A 14,743-nucleotide genomic window follows, 5' to 3' on the forward strand; every position below is an offset into this window, starting at 1 on the left:
GAACAAAGTAAAACGGTTGAGAGTCTACTAAGGAGTAGTCGCTAAATTTTATGGATAGTACAGCAAGCAGCGTTTTGATTACGGGTGGAGCCTCCGGCATTGGCTGGGCACTGGCCGAACGATTTCTCCGGGCCGGTAGTGACGTAGTGATCTGCGGACGCCGGATCGACAAATTGCAGGAAGCCCAGCAGCAGTACCCTCAACTCAAGATTCGGCAGTGCGACGTAGGGCAGGCTTCCGAGCGGGTAGCGCTGCTCGATTGGGTACGTAGTGAGTGTCCACAGGTCAACGTATTGATCAACAATGCGGGAATTCAGCGAAGAATGAATCTGGCTGAAAACCAGGAGGACTGGAGCCAGAGTCAGCATGAAATTGCCATCAACCTGGAAGCTCCGCTGCATTTGTCGACTCTGTTCATTCCGCATTTTCTCCATCAACCTAAAGCCGCAATTATTAACGTAACGTCTGGCCTGGCGTTTGTGCCCGGCGCCTTTGCCCCCATCTACAGTGCGACCAAAGCAGCCCTGCATTCGTTCACCATGTCGCTGCGCCACCAGTTGAGCGGGACATCCATTGAGGTTATCGAGTTGGTACCGCCTGCGGTCAACACCGATCTGGGCGGCACGGGTTTGCATACCTTTGGCGTACCAGTCGGGGATTTTGCGGATGCTATGATGAACGGTCTTGAAGCGGGTGCTTTAGAAGTTGGTTACGGTACGTCGGAGCGGAACCGTATGGCTTCGCGGCAGGAGAGCGACGAAATCTTTAAACAGATGAACAGCCGTTTCTAAAAGCTAAATTTCGCCCGACAAAACCAGATCAGCCTATACTCATCCGTCAGCGTATTCACTACCTAAACCGATTAACTTACCTCCATTCTATGTTTCGATCGTTACGTATACTCGCCATTCTGTCGGCTGCGGCCCTGCTTAGCCTTGGATTTAAACCAAAGCCCAAACCCGTTGTGCTCGCTTACGTCGGCGGGTATCGCGGTCTGGTCGACGTTGATCAGATTGCCGCCGAAAAGCTGACGCATATCAATTATGCCTTTGTCGACATCAAAAAGAATCGGGCGTGGCTGCACAACCTGGCTACGGATTCCATCAACTTCCGACGGCTCAACAACCTTAAACTCCGCAATCCGGATCTGAAAATTCTGATATCAATCGGTGGCTGGGCCTGGAGCGAAAACTTTTCTGATGCCGTGCTGAGCGATACGTCGCGCACAGCTTTTGTGGCGTCAGCAGTCGATATTGTCCGGCAGTATCAGCTAGACGGTATCGACATTGACTGGGAGTATCCCGGCATGAAAGGCGAAGACAACGTCTTTCGTCCCGAAGACAAAGAGAATTTCACGCTGATGTTCAAAGCAATGCGCGAGCAGTTGAATGGGCTCAAGCAGCAAACCGGTAAAGACTATCTGGTGACAACGGCCATGCCTGGTTTCAACGAAATCTTCACGCATACCGACATGGGGCAGGCGCAGCAGTACCTCGATTATATCAACGTCATGTCCTACGACCATTACACGGGCGGTCCGCTGGCCGGGCATCATACCAACCTTTACCCATCGGGTAAAGCCGATAACGAGTCATCGGGTGATCGTGCCGTAAAGCTGTACAAGAAGGCCGGGGTGCCTGCCGAAAAGCTTATACTCGGCATCGCGTTCTACGGCCGGGCGTGGCAGTTACAAAACAACGACCCCAAGGCTCAACCACGTACCATTGCGAAAGTGGAACGGGGCGGGGGATATAGTTTTATTAAAGACAGCCTACTGACTAATCCTTCGTACAAACGCTACTGGGACAAACGTGCCAAAGCTCCCTATCTCTATAATGCCGACCTGAAGCGGTTTGTTTCCTACGATGACGAAGAATCCGTTAAAGCCAAGTGTCGCTACGTACAGAAGCACGGTCTGGCGGGTGTGATGTTCTGGGAATATTTCAGCGACCCGAAAACCTACCTCCTCAGCGAGATCAACCGGCAGTTTCAGTAAGAAGCCGCCTATTAACTCTTTTGTAAGGGATTGAAATAGTTGTCGTTATGGGGATAGGCATTAGCAACTACAATGACTGATTAGTCAGCAGTAAAGCAGCGCCTATTCGCATGTCACACCGTCCAATCGAAAGAACTTTACGGCTACCGGCATCACGGCAGTAGTATCAACGAAGCCTTTCAGGGCGAATACGCCGACGTATTTTGGTGTAATGTTAAATTCATACCGGGCTACTTCTTTGAATGAGTAGTCCTCAACCGGGCTGGCTGAGTACAGAAACCGAAACTTTTGCCCCTGTTTTTCAACCCGTAAAGCGAAGTTTTTCAGGTTAGTCACTGCCAGACGTCGGTCGCCGGGATTAGTTAACGAAAACAAAGGTTGGTGAGTAATCTCTTCCAGATTAGCGTACCCTTTGCCATACGAAGCGACCGCCTGAACCAGAATTTCGCCCGGTTTGACGTAGCCGCCAAAGAAATCATTATAGGAAAGCGATATGCGGATACTTTTTCCGGTGAAGGTTGTGTCTTCCAGTAACACGATACCCGCTTGTTGCCAGTTGGCGCTGGGCACAAAGTCCGTAATGTGTACTTCGGTTCGGAAACAGTCGTTTTGAACGCGCCGAACCAACAGGTTCTGAATCTGGGGCGCTTCACCCGTTTTATGCCAGTTATCTCCTTTGAGCGTAAACAGCGTCAGCCGCTTCGACGTTTCCCCTCGCCTACGCCAGAACGCTTCGTTTCGGGCGTGTACAGACCAGCCGTTCTCCTGTAGTGACGACTCGTCGACGGCGTGAAAATCGTCGGTGAACTGCTCCAGCGCTGGTTTCCGGAACACGAAAAAGAGAGCAGCTACGGCCAACCCAACCAAGCCAATCACCCACCCAACCGGCACCTTATCCTGCCTTTTCGTTTCGACGGGTTCCGGCTTGGCCAGCGGAGTCGCCTGCTCGCGATACCGGAACCAGTACGGATAATGATCTTCATTTCGTTTCCGCTCTGCTTCTGTCGTAACTGGAGCCCCGACTACGTAACGGGCCAACGTATCGAGGGTGGCTATTGAAGGGTTTTCCTGTCGTCCGGAATCTGGATTGAGCAGATAGATGGCGTAGTTCTTAATACTTCGCCAACCGATAACCAACCCTGTATTTTCGTCAATCGCATTGCTGAGGAGTCTGCTTTCGGCTTCCGAGAGCGGACTATCCAGCGGATGACCGAAGCATTTCTCAACTACGGCGGTAAACAAAGTGGCGAACGCCCGTCGGTCTAACTCGTCCATATCGCAAATGTCATCTATCTATTTGGCTTGCCGAACTGGCTTACAGGCTCAGAAACGTGATTTCCGTAACGTTTCTGCTCCAATTCCGCCCCGGAAAAGCTAGCCGATGAAGCTTTGTCGAAACATTTGTCGCTTCGGCAATCCATCTTATGAAAACGGCATTACTGCTTTGCTCACTCGTTGGCGCTTTGTCTGTTCAGGCCCAGCAACTCCAGCTTCATTACGATTTCAGGCATTCAATTGACCCGAGTCTGAACCGACGAAACTTCGCATCGCTCGCTTACGAATATTTCAAAAGTAACGACTCTACAGGCTCATTCTTGCTGAAGATGCAAACCGACTTTAGTGGCGAAAATAGCAATATCGGTCAGCTCTTTTTGCAGGTTTCTAAAAATCTACGCTATTGGCGACCGCCCGTTTACCTGTCGCTGACCTACAGTGGTGGCCTGGGGGTTGCCCCGCCTTCGTACGGCTATTATCTCACCAATTCATTTGGTGCTGGCGTTGCCTATCCCTTTCAATGGAAGGGAGCCTGGTTTAGTACCAGCGTTGTGTATCGGTACAATGCCTTTCCCAAGCCAAGTCATGACGCACAACTTACGTTTTACTTTGGAAAAGGCTTTTTTCATTACAAGCTTTTGGTAGCAGGAAGTCTGGTTGGATGGAGCGAAAACCGGAATCAGGGCACAGATTTTACGGCGGGGCAGCAGGGCAAAAAAATCGCGTTCTTCGGCGATCCGCAAGTCTGGCTCAACGTATCGAAAACGCTGTCCGTGGGATCAAGAATCAACGTATACTACCACACCCTGACGACCGAAAACCGGGTGCAGGTCTACCCAACCCTGGCCTTGAAAAATCAGTTTTAGTGCTTGGCTTAGTCGGGCTGCGACGGCAATTTTTCCGCAGGCGCGGCTGCGTTGTTCCGACGCCCGATTCGGTACGTCAATTGCAGCACTACGTTGTTTTTACCAGACGCCGACTGCGGTGTAAACACTCCTCGTTCGAATGTAGCGGGATTGTAGTTGGTTTGATTCACCCAGCCCGCCTGCAAAATCCAGTTTTTGTCGAGTTGGTACCCAACGCCAGCGTACAGCCGGTTACGCTCGAATGTAGGGCCTTTCGGATTGAGAAACAGTTCGTCGTAGGCCGACAGGAAGAAGGTCTTCTCGGTGATCGTCTTGTTATTGATCGGCAGGAATGTGTTCAGGCGGTAGCGAATACGGTTCCGATACGGATGTGAGCCATCGCGGTAGGTAAACCACCGTTGCTCAATGCGGTAGCGGTGTTCGAATTTAATTCGGGACAGATATTGATTAATAACCAGTTGCTGCCATAGCCGTCGCTCCGTGTTCAGCGGTCCGGCCGACAAATCCTGGTAATCATACGTAGCGTAATGACCACCCGCCAGCGTAAAGGTGAAGTTGCGACCCACATCGTAGCTTACCCCGCCCTTCAGCTCTCTGTAAAAATACTCATGAAACAGCGAGTTGCTCCGTGCCTGTACTTCGGCGAAGCCACCCCATTTGTCCGATCCACCCGGTAAGACTACGGTTCCGATCAGCCACGACCCTTCGGGCGTTGGGGAGGTCAGTGATGTCTGCGCCAGTACAAAATTTACGGTACATAACAGGATAAACAGGCCGGAGAGAAGCTTTTTGGGGGCAGAAAAATCAGGAAACACCAGCAACCTTTCGTTTTAGTTATACAAAGCTAAGAGCGGTCATGGAAAGATAATTTTAGCCTGATCAATCTTAACAAATCCATAATGCAGGGGCCAGGTCTGGTAATATTTACTTAACATAGGAAACACCTCACGAATACGCCTGCCAGCGGTTCCCAAGCCCTACGTAGTACGTTGCTAAGTGGTCTGACGGCAGGTTAACGTGTTGTCTATCAGTTTAAGATGGCTAACCTAAAGCATGTCTATTAGGTCAGTTCATTTCTCCGTTTGTCCTTGATATTCCTTGTTTCACTCCGGCCAATCCGTTGTTCATCATAAAGTCTGGAGGCCTCTACCCTGGGGAGTCTACCTTTATTCAACCGATGCGGGGTGACACGGCTGCTCGGCTGACTACCCAAATCCTTAACTTAACTACGCATAAAATGGCATTATCCAGTTCATCTTCCCCGTATGTATGGTTTAAGCGCGTCTACGTAGCCGCCTGGTTTTCGCTGCTGGCGTCTCCGCTGAGCCTCGCCCAACAAGTAGACGGGCAGAAACTGTATATGTCGACTTGCAACAATTGCCACAAAGCGGACGCGGGTGTCGGCGCACCGGGTTACCTGGTGCTGGCCCAGATGCCGCCCCGAGCGATTTTAGCCGCGTTAGAAACGGGCAAAATGCGAGTGCAAGCCAAAGACATGACGGAAGATGAGCGAAGAGCAGTCGTTCGGTGGCTGACGGGTAAGCAGGTGACCGAAACAACCTTGCCCAAAGAAGCATACAGCTCATTTAGCCTGCCATCCGGAAAAGGCGGCCTCGTTCGTCATTCCGGCTGGGGCGGCAATCTGGAAGGAACCGGCTATCGCACAGCGCAACAGGCTGGCATTTCGGCGTCGACAGTAGGTAAGCTTAACCTTAAGTGGGCCTTCGCTTTTCCCGGAGCCAATCAGGTACGTAGCAAACCGGCCATTGTGGGTGACTGGCTAATTGTGGGTAGCCAGTTTGGTGATGTGTACTGTCTGAATAAAAATACCGGCAAAATAGGCTGGCAGTTTAGCGCGAAAGCGGCCATTCGCGGGGCGATTTCGGTCGTTGAACAGGGCAATACGTTACAGGCCTTCTTTGCCGACAACAACACAAATACGTATGCGCTTGACGTCAGAACGGGCAAATTACTCTGGGAAAGCAAAGCCGGTCAGCACCCGCAGTCCGGTGTTACGGGTTCGGTAGCGGTGCACAACAATAGGGTTTATGTACCACTGACCTCCATTGAAGTTGCCTCGGTGTTAGATCCCTCCTACCCCTGCTGCTCGTCGTCGGGCGAAATCGTCGCACTGGATGCTCGTTCCGGTAAAATCGTATGGCGGCATCGGGTTATTACGGATGAGACAAAAGTCATGGGCAAAAAGAAAAATGGACAGCCATTCTATGGACCATCGGGCGCTATCGTGTGGAGTAGTCCAACGGTCGATGCCAAACGCGGACTACTCTACTACGGAACGGGCGAGAACTACACGGCCCCTGCCACGACCACCAGCGACGCCATTCAGGCGCTGGATCTTAAAACGGGTAAGCTGATCTGGTCCTTCCAGGCGACGCAGGGCGACACCTGGAATCTGGCCTGTCCCTACAGCCCGAACTGTCCTGAGAAAGTTGGTCCTGACTTTGATTTTGGCATGGCTCCAATCCTGGTTAAACAGCCGACAGGCAATGACCTACTGGTTGTAGGCCAGAAGTCGGGTATTGTCTATGGCTTGTCACCTGAACATGGAAAAGTTATCTGGCAAACCCGAATTGGTAAAGGAGGAGCGCTGGGGGGTATTCACTGGGGTATGGCCACCGACGGTAAGCTGGTCTATGCGGCAAATGCCGACAATAAATACGGCATCAACCCCAAGCTTGATTCGCTCGTGCAGCCTTCGCCGGGTATGTTTGCTCTTGAGGTTGGAACGGGTAGGGTTGTCTGGAAATCGGCGACACCTTCGTGTGGCGACAAGAAAAGCTGTATCGAAGCCAATTCGGCGGCCCCAACCGTTATTCCGGGCGTTGTGTTTGCCGGTGCGCTGGATGGCCACATCCGGGCCTATTCAACAACGGATGGCACTATCCTTTGGGACTACGATACGGTGAAAGAATACCAACCCGCTAATGGTATCCCAGGAAAAGGCGGGTCGATTGATGGACCGTCGCCGGTAGTGGCCGACGGAATGTTATTCGTTAATTCGGGCTACGGCAGCTTTGGCGAACTACCCGGTAACGTCTTGCTCGCGTTCGAAGTAGAGAAATAATCGCTCCTGCAAAGTTCAGCGCTGTATTACCTATTCAAGCTCGACTCAAGCTGCAGTTATGCAGTCCAGTTAGCTCTCGTCGCTGAAGAGGGGCGTTCTAGGAAACAGGCAGATCATTTTGTCGAATGAGCATAGGCTAGGGCAGTAGGCGCCACGCCGAACTTTTTCTTGAAGGAATAGGAGAAGTGCGACAGGCTTTCGAACCCCAGGTCGAGGTAAATAGCCGAAGGTTTTTGATGTTTGGTTTCGATAAGGTGCTTTGCTTCCGTCAGCCGCTTGTCCTGCAGCCAATGACGGGGCGGAGCACCGAATGTTTTTACAAAATCGCGTTTGAATCCCGCCAGGCTGCGGCCGGTCAGTTGCGCGAATTTTTCAATAGGAACGTTGAAATGAAAGTTAGTCAGCATAAACCTTTCCAGGTCGATCTTGTGCGGTTCCGAAAAGTCGAATAAGAAGTTGCGAAGCTCCGGCAAGGCAAGGAGTAATAATTTAACGCCTTCTTTCACTTTCAGAATGCCCATTTCGTCTGTCATTGTCGCGCCTGAACTGCGGGCGTAGGGAACAATAGATTGAAAATACCCCTGCAGGAATTCGTTGGAAGGAATCAACCGATTGGGCGGCCCGACATATTTCTGGTCTGCTTCGAGCTTTTCCTCTAAGGCGATTTTGCGCAGCAGGTCTTCCTGCAGGGATATCACAATGGTTTCATAATTTCCGCCGGGCAGCGGTGTTTTAGTGAGCGTACCCAGCTGGTTTTTACCAATCAGCAGCATCCCTCCCCCGGCCATCGAAATTTTCTGCTCGGCGGTTTCCAGGGTGAACTGTCCCGAAGCCTGCAATATCAAGGTGTGGTGGTTCCAGAAACAGACTTTCTCCTTCCGCTCAGCGGAGAGGTAGGAATAAAAGATCACGCCCGGAAGAATTTCGGCTGGACTGGTCATTTAACGGTGTAAGTAAGTGCCGCCAAGTATAGCGCCAATTGCAAACGTAGCATTCAACGTGTTCATTTCATCTTCTGTCAAGACAATATCCATCGCTGCTACGTTTTCTGGCAACCGCGCCCGTCGACTCATGCTGACTAACGGCATAATCTGATCGCCTTGCTCTTTCACCCAGGCGATTGCTATCTGAGTTGGCGTACAGCCTTTGCTGCTGGCCAATTGCTTTAATACGTCAACTTTTGCCAGGTTATGCAGTAAGTTTTCGCCTTGAAAACGGGAAAAATGGTTTCGGTAATCGTTCTGGGCGAGTGGGGCTTTCAGTTCACCGGTCAGCAAACCTTCGGCCGTATTGGCGAAGGCCACTACAGCAATGCCTAATTCCTTTGCTGTTGGCAGCAGTTCGCTTTCGATCTGACGGTCGGCCAGCGAATAGCCAATTTCTAACGCGCTTATGGGGTAAATGTCGTTGGCTTGACGAAGCTGGTCAGCTGTAATTTCTGATACGCCAACGTAACGCACTTTCCCTTCCTGAATCAGATCAACGACCGTTCCAATGATGTCTTCCACCGGCACGCTGTTATCCATTCGGCAAGGTTGGTAGAGGTCAATGGTGTCGATACCCAGACGGGTCAGCGAGTAGTTGATAAAATTCTTGATGGCGATCGGGCGCAGATCCATTCCGATCGGCTGTCCATTGTGAAAGATGGCGCCGAATTTTACGCTGATGAAAGCATCGTCGCGTCTGCCTTTAATGGCTCTACCGATCAGCAGTTCATTATGGCCAGCCCCGTAAAAGTCGCCGGTGTTCAAAAAATTGATACCACGATCCAGGGCTTCGTGGATTGTAGCTATGCTTTCGGTTTCGTCGGGTGTAGAACCGCCCCAGATCGAAGACATGCGCATACAGCCTAAACCAAGTTTTGAGACGAGCGGGCCGTTTTGACCCAACTGAATTTTTGTGCTGTTTTTCATGGCACAAAGATCGGGCGGCAAAACACGGAACAGTTTCTTCTACGGCTCAACTATTTTGCCCGTACGGCTCATTTCCCGTTGAGTTTAAGAAGTACCAATTATGTAGCACAAACCCCATCAGCGTCAAAGTAGATAGAATTATCCCTGCATACGGCCGGGACTAGATTAACAGGAACTTACCTATACCCGTCAGCAAAAGAAAATGTATACGCAATCAGTACGTTTCCTGCTGCTAACTAATTGGCCTGTGAAAAGACGGCCTTCTACCAGAAATACAAACATGTTTGTATGGATTTGCCCCTGCTCCATCCACCACCTTTGTGGCATCAAACAAAACAATTTTTTAATCAGTACAGACTTAAAAACAATGAAACAGTTAACCGCATTTTCTCTTCTTCTGATTACCCTTTGTAGCTGCGAACCCCAGTCAATCATGCGTCAGGAGCCCTCAACGGCAACTAATCCGAGCGCGGCTAATGCCAGACAATCAGCACTAGAAGGCACGATCATCAACGGACCATCTTTACCCGCCCCGACCATTATTGAGCAGACTTATATTCCAGCTAATGAGTGGTTTGCCGACACCCGTTGTCGAGCCTGGCGGATTACGTGGCCAACCTACCCGGCAGGTACCAATCCCAACCTGATTCCAACGATGTTTTCAATCACAACCGGGACACCCCACAGCTTTAATTTCCTGAACAATACGGCAGCGGCAAATACCTATAAGACTACGTTCAATCTATACCATGCCAATAAACTAGCATCGGTCTATCATATGTGGGAGCAACTTACTCACGTGCTGGGTAACACGGATAAGCTAGAAGATGTCCGGTTTAACAAGAGCAAATTTTCGGCCGCTACCATCGAAACGTGGGTGAAAGGGCGGCCCGAACATTTTAAGACCTACTGGCAGGATACTGTCGATACCGATACGGAAATTGAAAACTACCAGAAAGGAGACATCTACCTCTTCAAACTGACCAATCAGAACCGATACGGTGGTATTCGGATCGTGTCGATGACGCCCCGGATTATTGAGGTCTATTCCGCCGAGCCAAATAACTAGTCTAATACATCCGACTGGATCAAGGCAAACAACTAGGCAGTAAGTCACATCTAGATTAACGCCTGAATGCGAAGGACGACTCCCCGGAGTGAATCCGCATCGGTTTTGACCTAAGTAAACAACAGCCTTACAAAAAGCCAGCGTTACGTATAAATGACATTGGTTATTTATAAAGACGAGGCCCAGATGAGCGAGATGAGTTAAAGCGTACTGTTGCCATTCAGCATCTAGAGAGCCTTAGTACTCCCCAGATGCCGAATGGCAACAATCGATGAACGTACCATCCGAAATTGAGTCAAACTCGCTTCCAAGAGTCATTTTCACCCCACTCGTTAGGAGCGTTCAAGGGCAAGAGACCAAATCCGTTGGCAGCTACTACGATCTATTTTCATGTTTGCCTGCGTTGCAAAGACGTTTGATTACGTTATTGAAGAAAAAAGAATAATGGACAATGTAGGATGAATCATGCGGGTTACCGTACTCTTCACAGTACCCTACTTGCTCATCTTAGCATTAGCATCGTTCAGAAAGCTGACGACTGCTTCCATAGCGGGCTGTGCTTTGGGATGGCTACTGCCCCAATACCACGCCAAATGATCGGTATCCGGTAAATCCAGTTGCTGGGTGGGTACCCCAGCGGCCTTTAGCTTATCGGCCAGCTGCTGACCATGCGGTTTAAGAACGTCCTTCTCACTGGTAATAATGAGGCTTGGGGGGTATTCAGTGAAGTGCTCGTTCAAAATCGGGGAGACTAACGGGTTGGTCGGATCGGCCCCGTTGCGATACCAGCTACTGACTAAGCCGTATTCCTCTAAACCGGCCGCGGTGGGCCGCAAATCGATGCCCGGATTGACAAATACTAGGGATAAGGGTTTAGCAGGACGCCCCTGCTGCTGTCGTTTTACTTGCAGGGAGCCTACAAACAAACCTCCCGCACTATCGCCGATCAGGCTGATCTTTTGCGGATTCCCGCCCAATGCCTGTGCATGATCAACGACCCAATTCCAAGCCGCATAACAGTCATTAATGGAAGTGGGGAACGGGTGTTCAGGAGCCACCCGATAATCGACCGAAACGACGATAGACTTTGTTCGATTACAAAGAACCCGAGCAGCCGGACCATCCAATGCACTTAGAATAAACGCACCCCCGTGAATACTATACAAGATGGGCAGATTTTTCTCGGCACTCGGGTAATAAATCTGAATGCGGATTGAATCGGTCCCTGTCCAGATCGTTCGGACCTCGGTTTTAAATACGTCCGGTAAGGGCTCATGGACGGGATTGTTTTTTAACATACGAGCTCGCAGTTGCTCAGCAGTTGGGAGCCCCTGCTGGGCCAAAACGGGAAGCGGCCCAACCAGTAGCATAGGCAGTAGAATGGTGAATAAGCGGTTCACTGAGTAAGAGAAAAAACAGAATATTGAACACATAAAGCAGATGTGTTGAAGGGTTGTGAATTGGTCTAACTAACTGCAAACTGAATCCTATTAAGCGATTCAGAAGCAATAGGCAAAACAAGTCGACAGTCCCTCAAACCCCGTTTGCGTTTCAGTCAAATGTGTTTGAAAATGTTCACTAGCTCCTAATTCACCATTTTACTGCGTACTTCACTAGGCGCGTATCCGAAATGACGGGAAAAACTCGTCGAGAAATTGGCCGGATTACCGAAGCCAACGCTGTAGGCCACCTCAGCCACAGTACCTACACTCGCGCTTAACAACTCGTGTGCGCGTTGTAATCGAAGCAGGCGAATCAGATCGCCGGGAGCTTCGTTTGTCAGCGCTTTAAGTTTACGGTGGAGCTGCGTTCGGCTCAGGCCGATGTCATCACTCAGTCGTTCGACGCTGTAGCCTTCATCATCCAGGTGTTCGTCAATGGCCGTCCGTACGCGGTCTAGAAACACCTGCTCCATAGAGGGTAATGAAGGGTAGCTAGTTGGCCAACCCTTGTATTGATTATGCATGGCCTGTCCAAGCGTGGTCTGACTATACCGCTGCTGCAACTGCCGACGTAATGCAATCAGGTTGGTTAGGTGAGCTACTAATTCACGCTGACTGAATGGCTTGGATAGATACGTGTCAGCCCCGGTTTCCAGGCCCTCTAATTTACTATCCACATCAGCGCGGGCCGTCAACATGATCACTGGAATGTGGCTGGTCCGTTCATCCTGTTTAATTCGTTTGCAGACGGCATACCCATCCATTTTCGGCATCATTAAATCCGTAATAATCAGATCGGGCACCTGCTGCTGCGCCAGTTGAAGTCCAGTCTCCCCGTTTGCTGCTTCGATAATGCGGTAAGGGTCTATCCCACTCAATGAGGATCGAATAAATGCCCGTACATCGTCATTATCCTCAATGATGAGTATCAATGGGGCATCTTCTGATTCAGAAGCTATACCTGTAGAAAAGGTTGTGGTTTGGTCGGGCAAATTTAGTTGTTCACTAACGTCTTCGATTGACAATGCGGCCTGCATCGGTAGACGGACCGTGACCAGCGTACCGATGCCTTCCTGGCTGCTAAGTTGAATAGTACCTCCGTGCAACTCCACCAGCTCTTTGGTGAGCGCTAGACCGATACCGGTTCCTTCCTGCTCGCGGGTATCCGAGGCATCCGCCTGGTAGAACCGGTCGAAGATATAGGGTTGTTTGGTCAGGGGAATGCCAGCGCCTGTATCTTCAACTGTTAGCTGTATCCAGCCTTCGGGAATGGGTTCTCCGTTTGTAAGCGATACCGATACAGTGCCACTGGCTGATGTGAACTTGATAGCGTTAGATAGTAAGTTGTACAGAATTTTTTCCAGTTTGTCCCGGTCAAAATGCATCGGCAATCGTTCCTGAGTGGCCTGAAACTGTAGGATAACACCTTTCTGATTGGCCATCGACTCGAACGATTGCAACGTACTGCGTACCAGTCTGACCAGATCACCCGCTGTGGTGCTTAAGCTCATCTTGCGCGCTTCGAGTTTAGTCAGGTCGAGGAGTTGGTTGATGAGCCGCAGCAGTCGGCTTCCGTTTCGTTGGATAAGATTAACCTTCTCCCTGATTTGCGGATCTTGGGCTTGCGTCAATAGCTGCTCAGCGGGACCGAGAATCAGCGTGAGGGGCGTTCGAAATTCGTGGGTGAGGTTGGTAAAAAAGCGGGATTTAAACGCATCTAATTCCTGAAATTTGTCGGTTTGTCGTTGAAGCTGCTCGGTACGTTCCCGCACGGTTTGCTCCAATTGCTCATTCTGCCCGGCAATTAGTTTCAACTTTTCAGCTTCCTGCGCCCTCGTTTGAGCCGAGAGTTTCTCTACCTGCTGAAGCTGACGTTCTAGGTTTCGGCTGGTTTGCCCAAAATCCCGCGCCAAATACAGCGACGTACACAAGGGGAGCGTCAGAAAGCCAACGGTTAGAAACATATTCTGCGCCAAGGAATTGTCGGGCCAGATATGCAACACATCGCTGGCACCTATAAATATGGCAATGCCCACCGCCAGCAAGCCCACCCCAATTAGCCAAACGCCTGGTTGCCGACCCAGCATGGCCCCTACCACTACACGCATCACTTCGATCAGACAAAGCAACTCGAAGCCAAACACCCAGGTCACAGGATTAACCTCTCGAATCAACAGCACTATTACAACCAGCAATAGTGCGAGGGCGTAAAAACCCCAGACCCGCCGGGGAAAATAGGGATAACAGACCGAGTAAATAAATACCACCGACGAGAGTGCCATGCCGACGTTGGCCAGCCAGAATCCGTAGGTAAGCTCTTGAATGACGACGGGGTTAGCAATCAGCCGGTCGAAATAGACACAGGTCGACGCGCACGCAAATGTTCCCAGCCACAAGCTGTAATAGAGGTTGGACCGACGGGTAGGGTAAACCAAAAACAGGAACAAATGCAACAGACCAAACAGGCTGGGGGTAAATACCGATACTAAATTGATGCTCCATATTTGCATCATGCCAACGACGTAGGCAGTCATATGGTCGTCGGAGGACAGCCAACTGGCAAAACCCTGCCGGTAACGCGCCCAGCGGGTTACGTAGGGTCGAAACGTGGCCATTCGTACCACTAACAGGTGCTGACCGGCCCGGTCGAGCTGAAAGGTAATCGGTTCAAAACTGGGACAGTAATCGGCTCCGGTCTTGGGCGACTGGCCGATGGTGCCAAATCTGCCGATTCGTTGTCCATCCAAAAAGACCTCCGATGCACCCAGTTGATCGATCCGTATGGCCAGCAAACTGTCGGCAGGCAGCGAATCGAGGCTGAAATGTAATCGAAACCATCCAATGCCTTTCCAGCCGGACGGCGGGTTGCTTGAATCAAAGTCGGTGCCATAAGGTGTCCAGTCCCGATCGTCGAAGGCAGGGCTGGCCCAGCGCCGATCGTCGCCCGCGTGAAACTGCCAGCGGTGCGGTTGCAAGGCGTATCCCCCAAAAGCCTGATCCAGGCTATCTAGTATTAGGCGCAAGGGCTGAGGCTGCGCCTGGATGAGCAGACTGCTAAGAATCAATCCAATTGTCAGGATGCCAATCCGTTTCATGG

Annotated in this window: 11 protein-coding genes; 5 read left to right on the forward strand and 6 right to left on the reverse strand. The window is 50.8% G+C overall.

What is annotated here, in order from left to right; all coding sequences use genetic code 11:
- The first annotated feature begins 50 nt into the window (after positions 1-50).
- Both ACYVIY_RS11775 and ACYVIY_RS11780 read left to right on the forward strand, forming a co-directional pair.
- Complete coding sequence (locus ACYVIY_RS11775) at positions 51-791, forward strand: SDR family oxidoreductase (protein ID WP_460976549.1); 741 nt, start codon at positions 51-53, stop codon at positions 789-791.
- 89 nt (positions 792-880) lie between these two features.
- Entirely contained in the window at positions 881-1,996 is a 1,116-nt protein-coding gene (locus ACYVIY_RS11780) for a glycoside hydrolase family 18 protein (RefSeq protein WP_460976550.1), read from the forward strand.
- A 102-nt stretch (positions 1,997-2,098) separates the two neighbouring features.
- Here ACYVIY_RS11780 and ACYVIY_RS11785 read toward each other — a convergent pair whose 3' ends face one another.
- Positions 2,099-3,271, reverse strand: coding sequence for a hypothetical protein (locus tag ACYVIY_RS11785; RefSeq protein WP_460976551.1), 1,173 nt, complete (start codon positions 3,269-3,271; stop codon positions 2,099-2,101).
- A gap of 149 nt (positions 3,272-3,420) precedes the next feature.
- Here ACYVIY_RS11785 and ACYVIY_RS11790 point away from each other — a divergent pair, with 149 nt between their 5' ends.
- Positions 3,421-4,137 carry a DUF5020 family protein gene (locus ACYVIY_RS11790; RefSeq protein ID WP_460976552.1) on the forward strand — a complete coding sequence of 239 codons (717 nt, stop codon included), beginning with the start codon at positions 3,421-3,423 and terminating at the stop codon, positions 4,135-4,137.
- 8 nt (positions 4,138-4,145) lie between these two features.
- Here ACYVIY_RS11790 and ACYVIY_RS11795 read toward each other — a convergent pair whose 3' ends face one another.
- Positions 4,146-4,952 (reverse strand): DUF2490 domain-containing protein, encoded by an 807-nt coding sequence (locus ACYVIY_RS11795; protein WP_460976553.1) that lies wholly within the window; start codon positions 4,950-4,952, stop codon positions 4,146-4,148.
- Between the two features lie 422 nt (positions 4,953-5,374).
- Between ACYVIY_RS11795 and ACYVIY_RS11800 the strand changes: the two genes are divergently transcribed.
- Positions 5,375-7,222 (forward strand): outer membrane protein assembly factor BamB family protein, encoded by a 1,848-nt coding sequence (locus tag ACYVIY_RS11800; protein WP_460976554.1) that lies wholly within the window; start codon positions 5,375-5,377, stop codon positions 7,220-7,222.
- A gap of 113 nt (positions 7,223-7,335) precedes the next feature.
- On the opposite strand, the gene ACYVIY_RS11805 is transcribed toward ACYVIY_RS11800, so the two are convergent.
- Complete coding sequence (locus tag ACYVIY_RS11805) at positions 7,336-8,163, reverse strand: helix-turn-helix domain-containing protein (protein ID WP_460976555.1); 828 nt, start codon at positions 8,161-8,163, stop codon at positions 7,336-7,338.
- Complete coding sequence (locus tag ACYVIY_RS11810; protein WP_460976556.1) at positions 8,164-9,135, reverse strand: aldo/keto reductase; 972 nt, start codon at positions 9,133-9,135, stop codon at positions 8,164-8,166.
- 367 nt (positions 9,136-9,502) lie between these two features.
- Between ACYVIY_RS11810 and ACYVIY_RS11815 the strand changes: the two genes are divergently transcribed.
- Entirely contained in the window at positions 9,503-10,204 is a 702-nt protein-coding gene (locus ACYVIY_RS11815; protein WP_460976557.1) for a hypothetical protein, read from the forward strand.
- A gap of 494 nt (positions 10,205-10,698) precedes the next feature.
- Here ACYVIY_RS11815 and ACYVIY_RS11820 read toward each other — a convergent pair whose 3' ends face one another.
- Together ACYVIY_RS11820 and ACYVIY_RS11825 are read right to left on the reverse strand one after the other, a co-directional pair.
- Positions 10,699-11,604: an alpha/beta hydrolase gene (locus ACYVIY_RS11820; protein WP_460976558.1), complete on the reverse strand. Its 906-nt coding sequence runs from the start codon at positions 11,602-11,604 to the stop codon at positions 10,699-10,701.
- Positions 11,605-11,789: 185 nt separating this feature from the next.
- The gene (locus tag ACYVIY_RS11825; protein ID WP_460976559.1) at positions 11,790-14,741 is read right to left on the reverse strand and encodes a hybrid sensor histidine kinase/response regulator transcription factor; all 2,952 of its coding nucleotides are present in this window, start codon (positions 14,739-14,741) and stop codon (positions 11,790-11,792) included.
- Between the last annotated feature and the right edge of the window lie 2 nt (positions 14,742-14,743).

The organism is Spirosoma knui, from assembly GCF_054780635.1.